The sequence below is a fragment of the Lutibacter sp. genome, assembly GCF_021647475.1.
Lineage (GTDB): Bacteria > Bacteroidota > Bacteroidia > Flavobacteriales > Flavobacteriaceae > Lutibacter.
Genome location: NZ_JAKIUR010000047.1, coordinates 1 through 20597 on the forward strand (window position 1 = coordinate 1; position 20597 = coordinate 20597).

Annotated in this window: 20 protein-coding genes and 1 pseudogene; 6 read left to right on the forward strand and 15 right to left on the reverse strand. The window is 29.3% G+C overall.

The window, feature by feature from the left end:
• Positions 1 to 320: 320 nt before the first annotated feature.
• From L3J60_RS10710 to L3J60_RS10720, 3 genes are read left to right on the forward strand one after another with little or no spacing between them, the layout of a single operon-like run.
• A complete protein-coding gene (locus L3J60_RS10710; RefSeq protein WP_291975521.1) occupies positions 321 to 2117 on the forward strand; it encodes a long-chain fatty acid--CoA ligase in 1797 nt (598 codons plus the stop codon).
• A gap of 38 nt (positions 2118 to 2155) precedes the next feature.
• Entirely contained in the window at positions 2156 to 2830 is a 675-nt protein-coding gene (rsmI, locus tag L3J60_RS10715; protein WP_291975522.1) for a 16S rRNA (cytidine(1402)-2'-O)-methyltransferase, read from the forward strand.
• 3 nt (positions 2831 to 2833) lie between these two features.
• Positions 2834 to 4279 carry an aminotransferase class V-fold PLP-dependent enzyme gene (locus L3J60_RS10720; protein ID WP_291975523.1) on the forward strand — a complete coding sequence of 482 codons (1446 nt, stop codon included), beginning with the start codon at positions 2834 to 2836 and terminating at the stop codon, positions 4277 to 4279.
• Between the two features lie 15 nt (positions 4280 to 4294).
• On the opposite strand, the gene L3J60_RS10725 is transcribed toward L3J60_RS10720, so the two are convergent.
• From L3J60_RS10725 to L3J60_RS10755, 7 genes are all read right to left on the reverse strand, one after another.
• Positions 4295 to 4489 (reverse strand): helix-turn-helix transcriptional regulator, encoded by a 195-nt coding sequence (locus L3J60_RS10725; RefSeq protein ID WP_291975524.1) that lies wholly within the window; start codon positions 4487 to 4489, stop codon positions 4295 to 4297.
• The gene (locus L3J60_RS10730; protein WP_291975526.1) at positions 4489 to 4908 is read right to left on the reverse strand and encodes a hypothetical protein; all 420 of its coding nucleotides are present in this window, start codon (positions 4906 to 4908) and stop codon (positions 4489 to 4491) included. The genes L3J60_RS10725 and L3J60_RS10730 overlap by 1 nt, the downstream gene beginning before the upstream one ends.
• 103 nt (positions 4909 to 5011) lie before the next feature.
• Entirely contained in the window at positions 5012 to 7174 is a 2163-nt protein-coding gene (locus L3J60_RS10735; RefSeq protein ID WP_291975527.1) for a glycoside hydrolase family 3 C-terminal domain-containing protein, read from the reverse strand.
• Between the two features lie 154 nt (positions 7175 to 7328).
• Positions 7329 to 8489, reverse strand: coding sequence for an iron-containing alcohol dehydrogenase (locus L3J60_RS10740; protein ID WP_291975528.1), 1161 nt, complete (start codon positions 8487 to 8489; stop codon positions 7329 to 7331).
• An 11-nt stretch (positions 8490 to 8500) separates the two neighbouring features.
• Positions 8501 to 9133 carry a nitroreductase family protein gene (locus tag L3J60_RS10745; RefSeq protein ID WP_291975529.1) on the reverse strand — a complete coding sequence of 211 codons (633 nt, stop codon included), beginning with the start codon at positions 9131 to 9133 and terminating at the stop codon, positions 8501 to 8503.
• An 11-nt stretch (positions 9134 to 9144) separates the two neighbouring features.
• The gene (locus L3J60_RS10750; RefSeq protein WP_291975530.1) at positions 9145 to 9810 is read right to left on the reverse strand and encodes an NAD(P)H-binding protein; all 666 of its coding nucleotides are present in this window, start codon (positions 9808 to 9810) and stop codon (positions 9145 to 9147) included.
• Positions 9811 to 9856: 46 nt separating this feature from the next.
• Entirely contained in the window at positions 9857 to 10435 is a 579-nt protein-coding gene (locus tag L3J60_RS10755) for a TetR/AcrR family transcriptional regulator (RefSeq protein ID WP_291975531.1), read from the reverse strand.
• 144 nt (positions 10436 to 10579) lie between these two features.
• Here L3J60_RS10755 and rlmF point away from each other — a divergent pair, with 144 nt between their 5' ends.
• Entirely contained in the window at positions 10580 to 11497 is a 918-nt protein-coding gene (rlmF, locus tag L3J60_RS10760; protein ID WP_291975532.1) for a 23S rRNA (adenine(1618)-N(6))-methyltransferase RlmF, read from the forward strand.
• A gap of 103 nt (positions 11498 to 11600) precedes the next feature.
• On the opposite strand, the gene L3J60_RS10765 is transcribed toward rlmF, so the two are convergent.
• The 7 genes from L3J60_RS10765 to L3J60_RS10795 all read right to left on the reverse strand — a co-directional run bounded on the left by L3J60_RS10765 (position 11601) and on the right by L3J60_RS10795 (position 18624).
• Positions 11601 to 12422, reverse strand: a complete 822-nt coding sequence (locus L3J60_RS10765; protein ID WP_291975533.1) for an alpha/beta hydrolase-fold protein — start codon at positions 12420 to 12422, stop codon at positions 11601 to 11603.
• 250 nt (positions 12423 to 12672) lie between these two features.
• A complete protein-coding gene (locus L3J60_RS10770; protein WP_291975534.1) occupies positions 12673 to 13602 on the reverse strand; it encodes a Dyp-type peroxidase in 930 nt (309 codons plus the stop codon).
• A 211-nt stretch (positions 13603 to 13813) separates the two neighbouring features.
• A complete protein-coding gene (locus tag L3J60_RS10775; RefSeq protein WP_291975536.1) occupies positions 13814 to 15052 on the reverse strand; it encodes a DEAD/DEAH box helicase in 1239 nt (412 codons plus the stop codon).
• 83 nt (positions 15053 to 15135) lie between these two features.
• Positions 15136 to 15369 carry a VF530 family protein gene (locus tag L3J60_RS10780; protein ID WP_291975538.1) on the reverse strand — a complete coding sequence of 78 codons (234 nt, stop codon included), beginning with the start codon at positions 15367 to 15369 and terminating at the stop codon, positions 15136 to 15138.
• Between the two features lie 31 nt (positions 15370 to 15400).
• A complete protein-coding gene (locus L3J60_RS10785; protein WP_291975539.1) occupies positions 15401 to 15922 on the reverse strand; it encodes a TlpA disulfide reductase family protein in 522 nt (173 codons plus the stop codon).
• A 228-nt stretch (positions 15923 to 16150) separates the two neighbouring features.
• Positions 16151 to 17029, reverse strand: coding sequence for a 5'-nucleotidase, lipoprotein e(P4) family (locus L3J60_RS10790; RefSeq protein ID WP_291975540.1), 879 nt, complete (start codon positions 17027 to 17029; stop codon positions 16151 to 16153).
• 311 nt (positions 17030 to 17340) lie between these two features.
• Positions 17341 to 18624, reverse strand: coding sequence for a DEAD/DEAH box helicase (locus L3J60_RS10795; RefSeq protein WP_291975541.1), 1284 nt, complete (start codon positions 18622 to 18624; stop codon positions 17341 to 17343).
• 143 nt (positions 18625 to 18767) lie between these two features.
• Between L3J60_RS10795 and L3J60_RS10800 the strand changes: the two genes are divergently transcribed.
• Together L3J60_RS10800 and L3J60_RS10805 are read left to right on the forward strand one after the other, a co-directional pair.
• Entirely contained in the window at positions 18768 to 19256 is a 489-nt protein-coding gene (locus L3J60_RS10800; protein ID WP_291975543.1) for an HAD family hydrolase, read from the forward strand.
• Between the two features lie 183 nt (positions 19257 to 19439).
• A complete protein-coding gene (locus L3J60_RS10805; protein WP_291975544.1) occupies positions 19440 to 20237 on the forward strand; it encodes a hypothetical protein in 798 nt (265 codons plus the stop codon).
• 204 nt (positions 20238 to 20441) lie between these two features.
• Here L3J60_RS10805 and L3J60_RS10810 read toward each other — a convergent pair.
• Positions 20442 to 20597 (reverse strand): annotated as a pseudogene (locus L3J60_RS10810) (transposase); the annotation flags it as partial.

Sequence of the window (20597 nt, forward strand, 5' to 3'; positions counted from 1 at the left end):
GACAAACCTGTGCAAGTAGTTAATTGTGTTGAACTTATAAGGTAATCCATATACAACTCTTTTAAGTTATTAACAGCCATCAGTCTTGCTTGCAAATTTAATCATTATTTTTGCGTAAGGTCAGTTAATAATAAAGAATAACGTCATGCTGAACCCGCCTGCTGCTGGCAGGTTCAGAGTGACGGACGTTATGTGTGATTACGGACAATCAGTAATTAGTTACTATCCTAAAAAAAATAGTATAAAAATCTAAAATAACCGTAAATTAGCACGCTATGTTTTTAGATATTAATTTTATATTATTTGAAACAATCTAATTAATGAATTACACGCACTTAGTTAAAGATATTCAACAAAACATTCTTCATTATTCTACTAAAAATGCTATTTATTATAAAAATAATTCTTTAAAAAAATGGATTGGAATTTCTTGGAATAGCTTTGGATCTCAAATTCAAAAAGTGGCGAAAGGATTACTTAGTTATGGAATAAAACCACAACAAAACGTTGCAATTTTCGCTCAAAATATGCCAGAATGGATTATTTCTGATGTAGCAATTATGAGTATTAAAGCGGTTACAGTTCCTATTTATGCAACAAATTCAACCAAAGAAACCGAGTACATTATTAACGATGCCGAAATAAGTATTTTATTTGTTGGAAGCCAAGAAGAATACGATAAATCAATAGAAATTATTGAAACCTCTAAATTCTTAAAATTAATTGTGGTTTTTGATAAAAGTATCGTGATAGAACATGCCGGAAATTCAATTTATTTTAAAGATTTTATGAACCTAAAATTTACAGTAGAAATTGATAATGAACTTCAAAATAGAATGAACAACGGTAATCTTGATGATTTAGCAAGTATTATTTATACTTCTGGAACCACTGGAGAACCAAAAGGTGTAATGCTAGACCATCATAATTTTGCTGCTTCTTTAAAAGCACACGATTTTGAACTAAATGTGTCAGAAAAAGAGGTTTCATTAAGTTTTTTACCATTAAGCCATATTTACGAAAGAAGTTGGGTGTTTTTTTGCCTTCATAAAAGAATGGAGGTTTATTTTAATGAAAACCCAAAGGAGATAGCAGAGGTTTTAAAAGAGGTAAAACCAACGGTAATGTGTACAGTTCCACGAATATTTGAAAAAATTTATGGTGCTATTCAAGATAAAAAGAAAGAAGCTACACCAATAAAAATTAAAATCATGGATTGGGCTTTAAAAATTGGAAATAAATATAACAATCAAAATTTAAGGTTAAATAAAACACCTTCAGCAATTTTAAAATTAAATTATAAAATTGCTGATAAACTAGTACTAAGTAAATTAAGAGCAATTTTTGGAGGAAATATCAAATTTATGCCTTGTGGTGGAGCTCCTTTGTCTGCCAAAATGGTTGCTTACTTCCATTCGTTTGGATTAAACATTAAATGCGGTTATGGGTTAACTGAAACTACCGCAACAGTTTCATTATTTGGAAATACAAACTTTGAATTTAATTCAGCAGGAAAAACCATTAAAGGTTCTCAAATTAAAATTGGAGAAAATAATGAAATTTTGGTAAAAGGGCCTGGAGTTATGAAAGGCTATTATAAAAAACCAGCTGAAACTGCTGAAGTTTTTAAAGAGGGCTGGTTTTGTACAGGAGATGCCGGGAAAATGGATGAAAATGGAAATTTGACTATAACCGATAGAATTAAAGATTTAATGAAAACTTCTGGAGGAAAATATATAGCACCTCAAAAATTAGAAACCGCCTTAATCAATGATGCCTTTATTGAACAAATTGCTGTAATTGGTGATCAACAAAAATATGTTACGGCATTGGCTGTGCCAAGTTTTGAAAATCTAAAAAAATATGCCTTAGAACATAAAATCACTTTTAAGAATATTGAAGAACTCATTAATCATAATCAAATAAAAGAACTTTTTGAAAAACGATTTGAAGAACTTCAAAAGGAATTTTCAAGGTTTGAAAAAATTAAGAAATTCACTTTATTACCAAAAGAATTTAGCATTGAAGCTGGAGAAATTACGGCGACTTTAAAATTGAAACGAAAAGTTATTTTAAAAAAATATAAAGCTCTTATTGATAAAATGTATAATGATTAAATTGTACTTTGTAACTTTACAGCTTAAAAAAATAAAAATTGGAATCAAAATTATATTTAGTACCAACTCCCATTGGAAACCTAGAAGATATTACCATTAGGGCTATTCGAGTTTTAAAAGAAGTAGATTTAATTTTAGCAGAAGATACCCGTACCAGTGGTAAATTATTAAAACATTTTGAAATTGTTACGCATATGCAAAGCCATCATATGCATAATGAGCATAAAACCGTTGAAAATATAGTAAATAGAATAAAAAACGGAGAATCTATAGCTTTAATTACCGATGCAGGAACTCCCGCTATTTCAGATCCTGGGTTTCTATTAAGTAGAGCTTGTATTAAAAATGATATTGAAATTGAATGTTTACCTGGTGCTACTGCATTTGTACCTGCACTTGTAAATAGTGGTTTACCAAATGATAAATTTGTGTTTGAAGGATTTTTACCAGTAAAAAAAGGAAGACAAACTCGGTTAAAATTTTTAGCAGAAGAAACTAGAACAATGATTTTTTATGAATCTCCTCATAAATTATTAAAAACACTTCATAATTTTACTGAATATTTTGGTGAAAACCGCTCAATTTCAGTTTCAAGAGAATTGACAAAAATGTACGAAGAAACTTTTAGAGGAACTGTAAAAGAAACAATTCATTATTTCACTACAAAAGCACCTAAAGGAGAATTTGTACTTGTGGTTTCGGGTAAAAAATAATGTATGGATAGTTTAATTACTCAAATTGAAGACTTACAAAAAATTTCACAAGAACTAAATCCTTCTGTTGAAGAAAGAGAACAAATAAATATTCAAATTCAACAGTTTGTCAATAATTTTTTTAAAAATATAGAAAATTACCCAGCTTATGTTGAAGGAAATCCAGATATAAAGAAGTTATCAATTCAAAAAAATAAAAAAGATTTAGCGGAGTTATTGACTAATTTTAACTCAGAAGTAGTATTAAAAGGTATTAAGCCAGCTTCAGGAAAACATTTAGGATATGTTCCTGGTGGTGGAATTTACACCGCTGCTATTGGTGATTTTTTAGCTAGTGTTACTAACGAATATGCAGGCATGTATTATGCTTCGCCAGGTGCGGTAACTATAGAAAATGAGTTGCTAAATTGGATGAAATCTATTTTTGATTTTCCGAAAACAGCCGTTGGAAATTTAACTTCGGGAGGTTCAATAGCCAATTTAATTGCGTTAACAGCAGCCAGAGATAAACATCAAATTAAAAACGAAAAAATAACTAAAAGTGTTTTGTATTTAAGTCCGCAAGCACATCATTGCATTCGCAAAGCACTTCGAATTATTGGCTTAGAAGATATTAAAATTAGCATCTTAGAATTAGATGAATTTTCTAAAATTAATACTGTTAAATTAGAAGAAAAAGTTCAAGATGATATACAAAAAGGGTTAAATCCTTTTATGATAATTGCTACCGCAGGAACAACAGATACTGGAGCAATTGATCCTTTAGCCGCAATTGGAAAAATTGCCAAGAAGAACAATTTATGGTATCATATTGATGGTGCGTATGGTGGTTTTTTTATTTTATCAGAAAAAAGAAAACATCTTTTTAAAGGAATTGAATTAGCAGATTCGCTAGTTATTGATCCACATAAAGGACTGTTTTTACCCTACGGAATTGGAGCAGTTTTAATAAAAGATAAAGAGGCTGTTTTTCATTCACATCATTACACTGCAGATTATATGCAAGATGCAATTTCAACAGATTTGCAAATAAATCCTTCGGATGTTTCTCCTGAATTAACAAAACATTTTAGAGGATTAAGAATGTGGTTGCCATTACAAATTCACGGATTAGAACCTTTTAAAGCAAGTTTTGATGAAAAATTATTACTTACAGAATATTTCAGAAATAAATTAACCGAACTAGGTTTTGAATTAGGACCTCAACCCGATTTAACTATTAGTTATTTTTGGTATCCTTCAAAAGAAATTGATGAGAATGTTTTTAATGAAAAGCTAGTAGCATTTATTCATAAAAATGGTGATGTTTTTTTAAGTACCACCAAAATAAATGGAAAGTTTGTAATACGAATAGCTATACTTTCTATTAGAACTAAAAAAGCAACTATTGATACAGCTATTACCATGATTCAAAAATGTTTAATTCAAACTAAGGAAGCTTTTTTATAGTGATTAAAAAGTAAATTAATCTTCAATATCAAATAAATATTCTACAGTTACTTCAAAAAAATGAGCCATTTTTATAGCTAAAATTACTGAAGGATTAAATTTATTCTTTTCAATTGCATGAATAGTTTGTCTAGAAACTCCTAATTTTTCTGCTAACTCTGCTTGAGTTAAATTGTGCCGTGCACGTTCTACTTTTATCAGATTTTTCATTAGTCCAACCGCTTTTTAATGAAGAATATAATAAGATAAAAATACATAAATGAGATTATAAAATAATCTAAAGTTAATTTTAAACTTTCTGAAAAAGAATATAAAAGAATGGTAATAATTAAAATTACTATGGATGCTAGTTGGTACGATTCTAAACGCAATTTATTTATATAATCATCCTCTATCTTTTCTTTAGCCAACATATAAATCAATAGTGCAACGATACTTAAAACTGAAAAAAAATGTATCGTAGTTGCTCCAAAATACGATTTAAAAATATCGGAACCTTGGTGAAATGTCTTTGTGTAGCTTGTCATATAGCCATCAATAAAATCGTCACCCCCACTTATAACGGAACTAATAAAAAATACAATTAAGCTTATTTTTTTGCTCCAATTTGGTAATATTTGTATGTTCATAAGCTATTATTTTTATACAAATGTAAATAAAACTTTACATAAAATACAATAAAATAGAATAAATAATAAGCTACTTCTCCCTTTTTTTTGATATTGAAACCTATTATTTTTCTGAATACATTAAACTATCCTTCAAAATAATATGGTTAGAAGCATTGCCAACTAAAATATTAAATTGTCCGTCTTCAGCTTTCCAATTTTTTGAATTAATATCATAAAAAGATAAGTCATGTGGTGTTAATTCCATTTCAACCTGTACACTTTCTCCTTTCTTTAAGAAAACTTTTTTAAACCCTTTTAGCTCTTTCACTGGTCTAACCACACTTGATTCAACATCTTGAACATATAATTGTGATACTTCTGCACCATCTATATTCCCAGTATTTGTAACTGTAAAATTTACTTTTATATTTTGATCTCCGTGAACTTCTTTTGAGGATAATTTCAAATTAGAAAAAGAAAATGTAGTATAAGATAAGCCATAGCCAAATGCATATAAAGGTCTAATTTTTTTGGTTTCATACCATCTATATCCAACTAAAACACCTTCTTTGTATTTTATGTCTAATTGTGGATATTTCATATCCATATCAGGATTCCAGGAAGTGTATAACTTAGCTTCTTTTGGTAAATAATTTGCTCCAGGAGAATCAGAGAATTGTTTTTCGATGGTAATAGGTAATTTCCCAGAAGGATTTACTTTTCCTGAAACTATTTGAGCTAATGCTGTATTTCCGTTTTGGCCAACGTACCAAGAGTAGATAATTCCTGCAACTTTATCATTCCAAGGAGTCATTTTCACACCACTACCAGAATTAACTATAACTACGGTATTTTTATTTTGAGTAGCAATGTTTAAAATTTTATTGTCAGTTTTTTTTGGTAATGCAAAAGGTTTATCCCAACTTTCGCTATCTAAAGTCCCAACACTTACTATTACTACATCAGCTTTCGCTAGTTCTTCATTTGTTGGGTTTTTACGATACATTAAATTATCACCAAATTCAGTTTTAAATGCATCTAACATAGTGATAATATTAAAACCTTCAACTTCAGCAGAACCTAAACCGCGTGCTAGCGTTTCAACATAATCGCCTGTTATTAAAACTTTTTTATCTTTTGAAATGGGTAAAACCTGATTGTTTTTTAATAAAACAATTCCTTCTTTGGCGGTTTGTAATGCAACTTTTTCGTGTTCGGGATATTTTGATAAATAACTTTCATCTTTAATTTTACGTTTGTCTAATCCCATTTCTAAAGAAAGAGCAATAACATGTTGTGCCATTCTATTTATGTTAGCTTCTGACACTTTTTTTTCTTTTAATAATCTTTTTGCGTTTGATCTAACGTAAACATCTCCCATGGCTAATAAATCTGGATTATCAATATGTGCATCTCCAGGCATTTCTAAATCCATTCCAGAAGTCATTGTTTTTACAGGATTCCAAACAGACCACCAATCACTCATTACAAGACCTTTAAAACCTAACTGACCACGAAGTAAATCATTAATTACGTATTTACTTTCGCCTGCAAATTCTCCATTTATAAGGTTGTAAGAAGTCATTACTGCTAAAGCACCTGCATCAATACCAGCCTGAAATGCTGGCGTATAAATTTCACGTATCGTTCGTTCATCTACAATTACATTAGATCTTCTACGGTGAAATTCATTGTTATTACATAAAAAATGTTTTAGTGTTGTTATGGTTCCAGTATTTTGATTACCAACCACATAATTTTCAATATTTCTGGCAGTCAAATAAGGATCTTCCCCAAAATATTCAAAATTTCTTCCATTTTGTGAAACTCGGTAAATATTCATTCCAGGAGCTAATAGTACCGCAATGCCACCTGCTCGGCATTCTTCGCCAACCGATTTAGCAATTTTTTGGGTTAAGGAAGGATTCCAAGTTGCAGCCATTAAAATTGGACAAGGAAAAGCTGTTGACTTTTCTAGTTGACCAGGTAATTCTTTTCTGATATGAACTCCTTGTGTGGCATCAGATAAATACAATTGAGGTATGTTGTATTTTTTAATTCCTTCTACAAAAAAGAAGTTGTGACCGCCAATAAGGCTAATTTTTTTATCAATGCTAAGTGTTTTTAAAATGGTGTCAGCTTTTGAAAGTGCATCTTCAAAACTCATTACTGGTTTAAATGGAGTAACAGATGTTTCTTTCATAGTTTTTAAATTGGTTTTGTTTGTATTTGTACAAGAAATCAATAAAAAGATTAATAATAAAGAGGTAAATAAGTATTTCATAATTTATTTTGTTTGAATAGCGATTACCAAATTTACTAAAAATTACGCTTTTCTTTATCATTATCTAATTTGAATGATTCTAAAAATACGGATATAAAAAATCCGATGATAAGCAGAAGGCTTAAAATCGGATTTTTTTAAAGTAAGCTATTATTTAATAACTCATTTCTACAATTTTTTCAACAAGTTTTGGAGTAACTTTTCCATGTTCACCAATTCCTTTCCAACCGCGTTCTTCAAATCGTTTTGAAATAATTTCAGCGGTTCCTTTATAATCTGTTGTGTATTCTGAAAGTTTTGTTTTAATTCCTAAAGATTGAAAAAATGTTGTTGTTTTTTTAATTCCAGCTTTTGCTTTTTCTTCTAAAGTTCCATCAGTTACCTTCCAAACACGTTCAGCATATTGGGCTAATTTTTCTTTTTTATCTTCAAAATTTAAGGTGTAATGGCTTTCAGTAATAATTGCTAATGTACGTGCATGGTCAATTCCATACAAAGCAGTTAATTCGTGACCAATCATATGTATTGCCCAATCGGATGGTACGCCTTGCTGAATTAAACCATTTAAAGCCATAGTACAACTCCACATAAAGGTTGCCGCAGCATCATAATCTGCAGGATTTTTCAAAATAGCTGGAGCAACTTCAATAATGGTTTGTAAAATACTTTCGGCAAAACGATCTTGTAATAATCCATTTACAGAATAGGTCATATATTGTTCTAAAACGTGTGTAAAAGAATCTGCCAGTCCGTTTGCAATTTGACGTTGAGGAATAGATTTTACAACTTCAGGATCTAAAATCGAAAATTGAGGGAATAATCCAGGACCTCCCATAGCGAATTTTTCTTTGGTTTCTCTGCGTGTGATTACCGCTCCAGAATTCATTTCAGAACCTGTAGCAGGTAACGTAAGTACTGTTCCAAAAGGCATTCCTTTTAAAGTCCTAATGTTTTTTGATAAAATATCCCAAGGAGTTTCTCCTTCAAATAAAGTAGCAGCCGATAAAAATTTGGTTCCATCAATTACAGAACCTCCACCAACGGCGAGTAAAAAAGTAATATTTTCCGCTTTAATTACCTTTAACGCTTTTAATAATATTTCATATTCTGGATTTGCTGGAATTCCACCAAATTCAACAATATTAAATTTTGAAAGTGCTTTTTTAACTTGGTCATAAACGCCATTTTTTTTGATGCTTCCACCTCCATAAAGTAGTAAAATTTTTGAGTTATCCGGAATTTCAGTAGTAAGATTTTCTATTTGTCCTTTTCCAAACAATATTTTAGTCGGATTTTTATATTGAAAATTGTTCATAATATCTATTTTTATTCAATTATTGTAACTAAATCTTCTGTACTTTTTCTTACTTTTTTAAAGTTTACCAACCAATCATTTTCGGTATCACGATAACCAATGGCTAACATTACACAACTTCTCAATCCTTTTTTTTGAAGCCCTAAAATTTTATCTAATGCAGCAGGCTCAAAACCTTCAATGGGTGTGCTATCTACTTCTTCAAAAGCAGCTGCAATAATGGAAGCACTAAAAGCTATATAGGCTTGTTTTGCGGCATGGTTAAAGTTTTCTTCTGCATCTTTTTGAGGGTATATACCCAATAACATTTTACGGTAATTTTCCCAACCTTCATTTTTAAAGCCTCTAATTTCATTAGTCAAGTCAAACATTTTATTAATTCGATCTTTGGTGTAGGTATCCCAAGCAGCAAAAACCAATAAATGAGAACAATCTGTAATTACGGATTGATTCCAAGCAATAGGTCTAATTTCTTCTTTTATCTTTTGATTTTTAATCACAAAAATTTCAAAAGGTTGTAAGCCACTTGATGTTGGAGCCAATCTTGCAGCTTCAATAATTCTATCAATTTTTTCTTGAGATACTTCTTTTTTATTCATTGCTTTTGCTGCGTATCTCCAATTTAATTTATCTAATAATTCCATAATTTTAATTTCTAATTTTTAGTTATTGCATATTTTTTTATTTGGTCGGATTCAATTTTTTTGATGATCGGTTTTAGGGAAGCTAAATTGTACATAGCTTCAGCAATTGTAGTTGCTTTAATGGTTTTGTATTTTTTTAGTTTTCCTATAAGAAAAAGGTTTATTAAAGGGAATATAACATCAAATACTCGTTCCATTGATCTATTTTCATTTCGGTTACCTTTTATATAGGATGGTTGTAAAATGTAAGTGTTTTTAATGTTAAAGCTTAACACTTTTTCTTCCATTTCTCCTTTTAGTTTATTATAAAAAAGTGAACTCTTTGAGTTTGCTCCAAGTGCTGAAACAGCCATGAATGTTTCAATATTATTTTCTTTTGAAAGTTGAGCAGCTTTGGTTGGAATTCCAAAATCAATACTCCTATAAATATTTTTATCAGGAGTTTTTTTTAAGGTTGTACCAATGCAACAAAAAACGGTATCACCAGTAAAATCTGATTTAAAAGATTCTAATTCAAGAATATTTCCAATAAATTGTTGTACTTTTAAAGGTAATCCATCCATTTTTTTCCGTGAAAATAATTTAATGCTTATGTAGTTTTCATCTGAAATTAACTTTTGTAGCAATAAATTACCCGTTAAACCAGTAGCCCCTAATATAATTGCTGTTTTTCCCATTTTTAATTCATAAAATGAATGTTCATTCTTTTTTTGATATAAATTTTTAAACTTTAATACTGTCCCAAGCCACAAGAAAAGCTTCATCTAATTTTATTTTATCAAATTCACAGGCCTTTTTTTGTTTCATATTGGTTAAAAACGCCAATGGATAAATGGTAAATGCATACAAAATATAAAGTGAAATCGGTTTGATAATTCCTTCTTTTTGACCTCGTTCCCAAAGTATTAAAAGTGGTTGTAAATGTTTCAATCCTTTTTTAAGAATATGATCATCTACCATAGGTGCATTGTCACATAATGACAAAAAATTCGATTCTTCAACATGGGTTAATTTAAAATCAGCTATTTGATACCAGATGTTTTCAAATCCCTTTTTTACTGGTAATTCTTTAGTAAAATTTAAAAAAGCATGCTTGCTAAATGCTGCCTTTACTTCTAAATATAATTGATTAATTAAATCTTGTTTGCATTCAAAATAAATATAAATGGTAGCTGGAGAGATATCTGCCAATTTTGCGATTTTTGACATTGGAGCATCATGAAACCCATTGTTATTTATTAAACTTAGCGTTGCATTTAATAATGCCGTACGTTTTTCGTTACTTTTAACTCGTTTTGCCATCTAACTTATTTTAAATACCAATTTACTTTTATAAATAATAATGCAAATATATATAAAAATATTCACAAAACGAATGAACGTTCATTTTTTAAATATATTTTAACATTCACTAAAATTGAATACCTTTGAAAAATAGCAAAATTTATGAGCAGATCTGATAATTCAACTGAAAAATTACATCCAAATAATTTACATCAAAAAGGGTATCAATTCCTTGAATTATGTGAAGTTTATCCACAGCTTCAAGAATTTGTATTTGTAAATAATTACGGAACTAGTACCATTGATTTTGCAAACTCAAAAGCAGTAAAAGCAATAAACACAGCTTTATTATTTAAGTATTATAACATTACTTTTTGGGATTTCCCTGATGATAATTTATGCCCACCAATACCAGGACGTGTAGATTATATTCATTATTTAGCCGATTTGTTAACTTCATCTGGAATCAATAAAAATGCTAAAATTATAGATGTTGGTATTGGGGCAAATTGTATTTATCCATTATTGGGAAATGCAGTTTATGGTTGGCACTTTTTAGGAACTGATATTGATAAAAAATCGTTAGATAGAGCAACAAAGATTATTAAAAAGAACGACTTAACGGATTCTATAAAACTTAAACAACAAAAAGATTCAACACATATTTTTACAGGTATTTTAAATGAAACAGATAAATTTTCTGCAACAATTTGTAATCCGCCTTTTTACAAATCGCAAGAAGATGCTATGCAAGCTAATGCTAGAAAATTAAAAGGCTTGGAAAATAACAATTATTCAACCAGAAATTTTAGCGGAAAACAACAAGAATTATGGTATAAAGGAGGAGAAAAAGCATTTATTCATACGTATTTGTACGAAAGTTCTCAATTTAAAACACAATGTTTTTGGTATAGTACCTTGGTTTCTAAAAAAGAAAATGTTCAGGGAATGTATGATTCCCTACAAAAATTAGGTGCAACTAAAATTAAAACTATTCCAATGCATCAAGGTAATAAAATCACTAGAATTGTTGCTTGGACTTTTTTAAATGATGATGAACAAAGAGAGTGGAATAATTAATAGACAAGTAAAATTGAATATTTTATAGATTTTGTTTAAGGCACTTCACCTTAGGTTAAGCACCAAAATCCATATTAACTATAGCTATTATTGGTATTTTGTTTTATTCTTTTAACATCCATTTTAAAGCCTTTTCTTTTGTGGCTCTAAATATTGTGTTATGTTTTTCTTTGGGTTCATAAGAATATTTCCATTTTAATTTTTTTGGTGCATTACTTTCTAAAATTTTCGCCAATTGATTTGTGTATTGTGCAATAGAGTATTTATGTTTTTCAATACTTGAACCGGCAAACCAAAGTCTAATTTCTTTGTCAGGGAAGTTTGCCAAAGCAGTATTTGCATTTCGAACTATATAATGATTATTCCACCATATTGAAGGATCCATTGCAATGTAAAAATCAAATGATTTGGGATGTTGCATAAAGGTTTCCATTACAAAAAGTCCTGCCAAGGATTCTCCTATAATTCCTTTTTTATTTAAAGTTCTGTATTTGCTGTTTATTTCTGGGATTAATTCTTGAGTAATAAATGCTCGAAAGTTTTTTGCTCCATCTGTTAGAGGACAATATTCTTCATCTTCTTTTGTTTCAGAATAACCTGTTAAATCTCGTCCTCTTTCGGTATTTTCAATTCCAACAAGGATAATTGGAGGAATACTTTTTTCTTTAACAAGTTTTGCGATAGTATTTGCAATATGAGGAAAATCTTCTTTTATTCCTCCATCAGGCATATATAAAACAGGAAATGATTCGGTACTATTTTTGTACATTGGTGGTGTCCAAACATTTATTATTCGTGTCTCTCCGACTTGTTTTGATTCTATTTTAAAAGTATCGTGTTGTGGAATTGGGTCATTATATTGAGGTTTATTTCCACAACTTATAATGAATAAGGATATCAATATTAGATAATTTATAGTTCTCATTTTATTTGGTTTTTTAATGAATGCCAACAGCTACTTGTATGGTTAGTTACGTGATAAAATTACTAGACTTTGAGTTATGTGCCAAACTTAATCTAAAAAAACCAACTTTGGATTTAGTGATTTGTGCAATTAACTATACAAATTGTTGTAAGTAATTTTACATTTCTAAACAATTTAGATATACGATGAAAATAATTTATTTTATGCTTAATAATGGAAGAATTAATCTTCTATAATTTTTTAAAATAGATTAAACACTCATTTCATCCAAAAATTTTTGTGGTGGAATAAAATACAGAGTTCCTGTTTTTGCAGTTACAAAATCCAATAATTTATCGTGATGTCCTTTTTCTCCTGACTCTATCATTTGTTTTAGTGATGTTTCAATTACACTTGCAGCCTTTGCAAAACCAATAAACATAGTACCGTGCTCCATTGCATTACCAAAAGGTCTATTTTGTCTCAACATTTTAATTTCTACCCCGTCAATTTCTACTTTAGATTTTACGTTATGGGCATAAGGCTTCTTTTTGTTTTCTGCAATTTCAATATCATCCATTTTTGTTCTCCCTATTACTCCTTCCTGATATTCGGTGGTGAGTGAATCCCATTTTTCTTGTTTATCAAAATATTGTTGAACAATAAGATAACTTCCCCCAAGATAAGGTCCGTAGTCTATAATTACAGCCTCAGATCGCTCAATACTTTTTGGGTTTTCTGTTCCATCTACAAAATCAATGAAATCCCTATCGTCCAAATATTTATACCCTTGAATATCTTGAATTGCATTTGCTATTGGTTTAAATGTAGAAAGAATATATTTTGCTGCTTGGTAATTTAAATCCATTCGCATAGATTTTACCATTATAAATATATCTCCGGGAGTTGAAGGAAAATGTCTATCTTCTGACCTAAGCTCAATAAAAGGGTGTAATTCTTCTGGCATTGGTTTATTAGGAAATAAAGAAGACCATCCTTTAGATGAAAATCCAATGGTAATTTGCATTATAGCTGTTGTATCTTTTTGACCAATAGATTTCGATATTTTTGAAAATTCATTTAATATAGCTGAAATTGTTTTTACTTCATATTTATCCTGCTTTAATTCTAAAGTCAAGTATTCAACAAATGGTGTAGGATCTGAAAGTAATCCTTCTTGAGTTTTGTTTACTAAATTCATTGTTATTTATTTAAGTTTTATCTATATTTAAAGTCCAACTAAGGCTGAAATTATTTGTTGATTATCAGTTATTTATATTGTTTTTTCTCTTTCATTTCACCTTCGCTAACTAAAATATTTAATGGAATTTTTTTAGTAAGAGGATTACTTACAACTTATTATAATAATAAAATTTAGTTTGAAGGCTTAACAATTTCAGTATGATGCATAGTTAATACCAACGCTTTTTATTTTTTTTAGAAGCGGCAGATTTTCTACCTTTTTTAGTATTGCTTTTTTGTTTGTCGTAGTAAACTTCTGGTTTTGCATTTGGATCCAACGGAAACGGATTGTCATCTGCAACTGGAATTTTATTTCCTATTAACTTTTCAATACTAATAATGTATAGTTTTTCATCAGCAGCACAAAAAGAATAGGAATTTCCAACATTTCCTGCTCTACCAGTTCTACCAATTCTGTGGACATAAGTTTCAGGAATATTTGGAATGTCAAAATTTATAACTGCATCCAAATTATTAATATCAATTCCTCGGGAAGCAACATCAGTCGCAATTAATATATTTACTTGTTTGTTTTTCAGTTTATTAAGTGCTTTTTCTCTATTGGTTTGAGTTTTATCGCCATGAATACTGGCAACGTTGTATCCGTTTTTTGAAAGTGCTTTTTCCAATTTATCAACTCCAAATTTGGTGCGTCTAAAAATTAATATATCTCCTTTTATGATATTTCTTAAAATATGTAAACACAATTCAATTTTTTTAGTTTTGGCAACATAATACAAGCTTTGATTAACACTTTCTGCTGCCGAAGTATTAGGAGTAATATTTATAGTTTCTGGATTTTTTAATATGGTATTTGCCAGTTCAGCAACTTTTGATGGTATTGTTGCAGAAAATAACAGTATTTGCTTTTCTTTGGTGCACAAACGTTCAATTTTTTTAACATCATTAATAAAACCCATGTCTAACATTAAGTCTGCTTCATCTAAAACCAAGGTTTCAATATAATCTAAATTGATGCAATCTTGTTTGTGCAAATCAAGTAATCTACCAGGTGTAGCAATTAAAATATCTACTCCTTTTTTTAGTATTTCTTTTTGTGGTTCAATGGATGTTCCACCATAAATAACAGTAGTTTTTAAATTGGTGTATTTGCTAAATAATTTGAAATTTTCTTCAATTTGTATGGCTAATTCTCGAGTTGGACTAACCACCAAAGCTCTTATTTTTTTTGCTTTTTTTCCGGCATCTTGTTTGTCAAATAATAATTGTAAAATTGGTAAGGCAAAAGCGGCTGTTTTTCCTGTTCCAGTTTGAGACGAAACAATTACGTCTTTTTTAGCGAGAACTAAAGGAATGGTTTGCTCTTGAACAGGTGAAGCAATTTCATATTTCATTGCTGAAATTGCTTTTAAAATAGGTTTATTTAGCTGTAAGTCTTTAAATTGCATAGCTGTTGTTTAAAACAAGATTTTGTAAAGATACATTTATTTACAAGTATTTTTTTTAATGATATTTAAGTATTAACGGCGTTTTATTTTTTAATAGATTTTAAATAAAATTGCTCAACTTTGGCTCTAGCCCAAGGCGTTCTTCTTAAAAATTTTAAACTTGATTTTACGGTAGGGTTGTTTTTAAAACAATTAATATTCATGGTAAATCCGAGTTCTTCCCAGCCGTAAGTTTCTTCTAAATATTGAACAATATCTGCTAATTTAACTCCGTGTAATGGATTGTTAGGTTGCTCGTTATTCTGTTTTGGTTCCATAAATATATTGGTAATTATAAAAGTAAAATTCTTAACTTTTTTTTAGTTCAAGATCAATAATTTTAACCATCTCATTAAATTCTTTTGGTTCATATAAACGTGATAGAAAAATAATTTTTCCTGTTTTATCTAAAACAATATTTCGCGTAACTCCTGAATTTGGCAAAGTGAATTTTTCAAAAAGAGAACCATCTTTGTCTATGGCAAATGGATAAGTAACTTTCATTTGTTCTTTAAAATGTTTTACTTTATTGACATCTTCCTTTAAATCCATACCAATTAAAATAAAATCTTGGTTTTTAAAACGTTGCCAAACTTCTTTTTCTAAATGAGGCATTTCTTTTCTACAAACACTACACCAAGAAGCTGTAAATTGTAATACCACAACTTTCCCTTTTAAAGTTTCATTGGTCATTTTTGTACCATTTAATAAGGTAAATGATAATTGTGGAGCTTGTTCACCAACTTTAACTTTATAGCCTCTATGACTTTTATTTTGCGAAAAGCTAAACTGAAAAATCAATAAAACAAGAATAAGTGATAGTTTTTTCATATAAATATAATTGGTGTTTTTTGTAAATATACTAATTAATAATTGTTCTTTTAAGTTTATGAAAAGAGGTTTGCTGTGTTATTTTTTTAATAGATTTTAAATGATATTTTTCTGCTTTCTCTATTGTCCAAGGAATTTTTAATAAAAATTTTAAGCTTTATTTTATAGTAGGATTTTTTAAAACAATTAAAATTAAATTCATGTATTTAAAAAGTGTTTTAAATTGAATTAATAAGCTATTAATTTAGCTTTTCTAATAGAGTCTTTTTGATAAGAATTTAAATTGTATCTACCTTCATATATTCCTTTTGTTTCCCAATCTCCATACATAGGATTTGGTAAAACAATAAATTTATTCCCAAATTTTAAGTGTAAACTATCCACAAGTTTATTTCTTATTATTGTCGATTTATTATCAAATAAATCGGAAAAATCAGAAAGGTTATCTCCAAGAAGCATAATAACATTTTTAGTTTTATAAACTATTTGTCTTCTAGTTTCTTTTCCGCTTATAGAATCTTTTAGAAGAATATGTTTTTTGTCAGTAATAGGAAATCCGATTTGTTTAAGATTACTTACCGTTTCTTTTGTGTGATTTGAAGATCTATTGGAAATATAATAGATTTCAACACCTTTTGAAGCAGCATATAATAAAAATTTTAATGAACCTGGAATTGGAGTTGCTTTTTCTAATTTTACCCAAGCAGCCCAATTTTTTTTAGTATAATTGGTATTAGATTTAATCATTTTAGCGTTGAAAGGACTATTATCAAAAATAGTTTCATCAATATCCGTAATTATTGCTAAAGGTTTGTTAGTTGATTTTTTTTTAGTAAGATATGTATCTAATCGAAGTTTTGCTAAATTAAACGCTTGGTAAGATAACGCTCTATGTTCAGCTGCTAATTGTTGCCAAAGCACAGCTTGTATATCATAGTCTCTTATGTTTTTTTGAAATTGATTTTTTGAATATTTTTTATCTTTATTTACAACATTTTGTGTTTGACAGCTAATTATTAATAAACCTACTAACACCATAATTTTATTTTTTATGGATATTTTATAAATGTTAAAATTCAATTTATTTAAAGGGAATAAGTATTTCATTTTTTAGAACTTTGTTTTTTAAAAATATATTAATGTATATCCGTTTTGTGTCATATTTTATATTTATACGGCATGCTGAACCTGCCTGTCCGGCAGGCAGGTTCAGGGTGACGAACATTTTATGATTAATTACGGACAATCAATATATATTATTTAGTAATTTCATTTTAAATACAATTAGTTAGTTTTAAAAGTTTTTCAATATCTGAATCTAACTCTTGACTATATTCTATAGGAAACCTACCAAATTCGTTTAATTTTTTAAATATATTTATTTTATAAATTTAGTAAAATTACAGTATTATTTAAAATTAATAACGTCGTTTTTTAGCATAAGTTTTTCTGTTTTTTTGTTTGTGGTTACTTTCACTTTCTTTGGAAGTATGCCCAACATGACGTTTTGCTTTCTTTCGTCGGTTATTAGACTGTTTTTTAGGTTGCGGAATTTCTTCATTTTCATCCAAAGGAAAAGGATGTTCCGTTATTACAGGAATTTTTTGATTAATTAATTTTTGAATATCTTTTAAATATGCTTTTTCTTCAGTATTACAAAAAGATAAAGCTTTGCCACTAGCTTTTGCTCGTCCTGTTCTACCAATTCTATGCACATACGTTTCAGAAATATTTGGCAAATCATAATTAACAACTAACGATAATTCTTCAACATCAATACCACGAGCAGCAATATCTGTTGCAATTAAAATAGTTAACTTTCCATCTTTAAAATTACCTAATGCTCGTTGCCTTGCACCTTGAGATTTATTTCCATGAATTGCCGCAGCTTTTATATTAGCTTTCCCTAAAATACGTACAATTTTATCGGCTCCGTGTTTGGTGCGTGAGAAAATTAATACAGAAGCTTCTGGATTTTTTTCTAATAAATAAATTAGTAATTTAGATTTATTAGGCTTACTCACAAAATAAACAGCTTGCTCTACTTTTTCGGCAGTTGCTTGTTTTGGAGTTATGCTTACTTTTTTAGGATTTCCCAATATTTCGCCAGATAAATTAACAATGGCAGCAGGCATGGTTGCAGAAAAGAAAAGAGATTGCCTTTTTGCAGGTAATTTTGCAATTATTTTTTTGATGTCATGAATAAAACCCATATCTAACATTTGATCCGCTTCATCCAAAACAAAATATTTTACATCTCTTAAAGTGATAAATCCTTGAGAAATTAAATCGAGTAAACGCCCAGGAGTTGCCACCAAAATATCAGTACCTCCTCGCAATTGATTTGTTTGCGTTCCTTGTTTTACACCACCAAAAACCACCACGTTTTTAAGTCCGGTATATTTACCATAAACCGTAATACTCTCAGCAATTTGAATTGCCAATTCTCTTGTTGGTGTAACAATTAAAGATTTTATTTTTCGCTTTCCTTTATAATCATTTTTGCTTTGGTATAAGTGTTGTAAGATAGGAATAGTAAAGGCTGCTGTTTTACCAGTTCCTGTTTGAGCTACTCCTAACAAATCTTTTCTAGCTAATAATATTGGAATAGATTGTTCTTGTATTGGTGTTGGATGTGTATAACCTTCATCTGCTAATGCTTTAAGTATAGGCTCAATAATTCCTAGGTCTGTAAATTTCATGTAGTGTTTTTAAAAGCGGCAAAGGTAAGTGATTTGTTTTTATAAATAATTTTGGTAAAAAAAAATACTTTTTAGGATTGAAGGATTTGTGAAAAAGCTAATTACAGATTGCTTACTTTTGCAATCTTAAGATAATTATGTGAATGGATTATAAATTAATTTGTACCGATATTGACGGTACACTTTTAAATAAAGATAGAGAATTATCGGAACTTACCATTAGCGAAGTTCAACGAATAACGGATATTCCTTTTGTACTTATTTCTTCTCGTATGCCAAAAGCAATACGACACTTACAACATCAATTTAATAATGTAAACACACCAATTATAGCATATAACGGAGGCTTGGTTTTAGGTGGCGATACTATTTTACATTCTTCAGTAATTGATAATACGGTATTATCTGCTATAATTAATGAAAGTGCAACAACAGATATTCATTTAAGTTTGTACCATGCTGATGAATGGTATGTGCCATCTATGGATTATTGGGCAAAAAGAGAATCAAATAACACTAAAATAATACCTATTGTAAAATCAAATAAAGTAGTTTTAGAGAAATGGGAAAAAGAAGCAAAAGGAGCTCATAAAATCATGTGTATGGGCAATGAAAATGAATTTTCGGCGTAATAGACAAAAAGTAGGCTAGAAACATCTGTAAGCCTTATCTTTGTTGGTCTAACATTAAATCAAAGGTTTTGAATAAAAAAAGTGCTTTTATTGTGGTAGTACCATAACAAAGAAAAATGGAGTTCGTAATGGAAAACAGATGTACAAATGTTATATCTGTAAAAAGCAATTTTTAGGAGGAGATTGCATAAATATAGCACACTTTGGGCTGAATACTCCAAAGGAAAACAGACCTATGCACAACTTGCAAAAAAGTATAATTGCTCTAAACGAACAATCCAACGAAAAATAGATTTACACAAGGTTTTAATTCCTAAAAAAGAGCCAAGAAAAGTGATTATTTTAATGGATACAACATATTGGGGAAGAAGTTTTGGAGTGATGCTTTTTAAAGATTCTTACACGAGAGAAAATCTCCTAAAATATGATGTAAAAAGCGAAACAAACGCACTTTACTTACAAGGAGTAAATAAGTTAAAAAAAAGAGGTTTCGAGGTTCTTGCAATTGTTTGTGATGGTCGTAGAGGATTATTCAATTTGTTTGGTGATATTCCTATTCAGATGTGCCAGTTCCATCAAGCAGTAATAATTAGAAGATATATTACAAAAAAACCAAAACTACCTGCATCTATTGAGTTAAAGGAACTTATTGCAATGATGAAAATGACAGATAAAGAATCTTTTGAAGGAGGATTAGAACTTTGGTTTATTAAATGGAAATCATTATTAAACGAAAGAACTTCTAATCCAGAAACAGGGAAAAGTTACTATACGCATAAGCGATTAAGAAGTGCTTACAGAAGCCTAAAAACTAACTTAAAATGGCTTTTTACTTGGTATGATTATATGGAATTAAATATACCAAATACTACTAATGCAATAGATGGTCATTTTTCAGATTTAAAGAATAAATTACGTAATCACAATGGATTATCAGAGGAAAGAAAACGCAAATTTATTGATGAGTTTTTAAAGGCATAAAGTCCTCTAAAAATATCAAAAAAGGAGTACACAAAAGCACTCCCTTTTTTGACATTTTTGTCGGACATCAAAACTATTCCTTGATTGGTTGCTCTCCAGCAGAGCCTATCGTTGTTTTGTTCGATAAATCAAAGATAGAAAAAGGAAAATCGGAATACAAAAAACGATGAAAAATAGAGCCTACTTTTTGTCTATTAGACCTAATTTTAAGTCGCAATTAAGATATTCATCTAGATTTCTTTCAGGTGAATAGGATGGGAGATAAAACAATCGAATCTTTTCATTATTTTCTTCTTCCCATTGCTTTACAAGTTTACTGTGATGAACCCTCAAATTATCTAAAATCAAGTAAATTTTGTT

Coding starts and splice junctions, on each gene's coding strand:
- L3J60_RS10710 (WP_291975521.1), top strand. CDS start 321: ATGAATTACACGCACTTAGTTAAAGATATTCAACAAAACATTCTTCAT.
- L3J60_RS10720 (WP_291975523.1), top strand. CDS start 2,834: ATGGATAGTTTAATTACTCAAATTGAAGACTTACAAAAAATTTCACAA.
- L3J60_RS10725 (WP_291975524.1), bottom strand. CDS start 4,489: ATGAAAAATCTGATAAAAGTAGAACGTGCACGGCACAATTTAACTCAA.
- L3J60_RS10730 (WP_291975526.1), bottom strand. CDS start 4,908: ATGAACATACAAATATTACCAAATTGGAGCAAAAAAATAAGCTTAATT.
- L3J60_RS10735 (WP_291975527.1), bottom strand. CDS start 7,174: ATGAAATACTTATTTACCTCTTTATTATTAATCTTTTTATTGATTTCT.
- L3J60_RS10740 (WP_291975528.1), bottom strand. CDS start 8,489: ATGAACAATTTTCAATATAAAAATCCGACTAAAATATTGTTTGGAAAA.
- L3J60_RS10745 (WP_291975529.1), bottom strand. CDS start 9,133: ATGGAATTATTAGATAAATTAAATTGGAGATACGCAGCAAAAGCAATG.
- L3J60_RS10750 (WP_291975530.1), bottom strand. CDS start 9,810: ATGGGAAAAACAGCAATTATATTAGGGGCTACTGGTTTAACGGGTAAT.
- L3J60_RS10755 (WP_291975531.1), bottom strand. CDS start 10,435: ATGGCAAAACGAGTTAAAAGTAACGAAAAACGTACGGCATTATTAAAT.
- rlmF (WP_291975532.1), top strand. CDS start 10,580: ATGAGCAGATCTGATAATTCAACTGAAAAATTACATCCAAATAATTTA.
- L3J60_RS10765 (WP_291975533.1), bottom strand. CDS start 12,422: ATGAGAACTATAAATTATCTAATATTGATATCCTTATTCATTATAAGT.
- L3J60_RS10770 (WP_291975534.1), bottom strand. CDS start 13,602: ATGAATTTAGTAAACAAAACTCAAGAAGGATTACTTTCAGATCCTACA.
- L3J60_RS10775 (WP_291975536.1), bottom strand. CDS start 15,052: ATGCAATTTAAAGACTTACAGCTAAATAAACCTATTTTAAAAGCAATT.
- L3J60_RS10780 (WP_291975538.1), bottom strand. CDS start 15,369: ATGGAACCAAAACAGAATAACGAGCAACCTAACAATCCATTACACGGA.
- L3J60_RS10785 (WP_291975539.1), bottom strand. CDS start 15,922: ATGAAAAAACTATCACTTATTCTTGTTTTATTGATTTTTCAGTTTAGC.
- L3J60_RS10790 (WP_291975540.1), bottom strand. CDS start 17,029: ATGAAATACTTATTCCCTTTAAATAAATTGAATTTTAACATTTATAAA.
- L3J60_RS10795 (WP_291975541.1), bottom strand. CDS start 18,624: ATGAAATTTACAGACCTAGGAATTATTGAGCCTATACTTAAAGCATTA.
- L3J60_RS10800 (WP_291975543.1), top strand. CDS start 18,768: ATGGATTATAAATTAATTTGTACCGATATTGACGGTACACTTTTAAAT.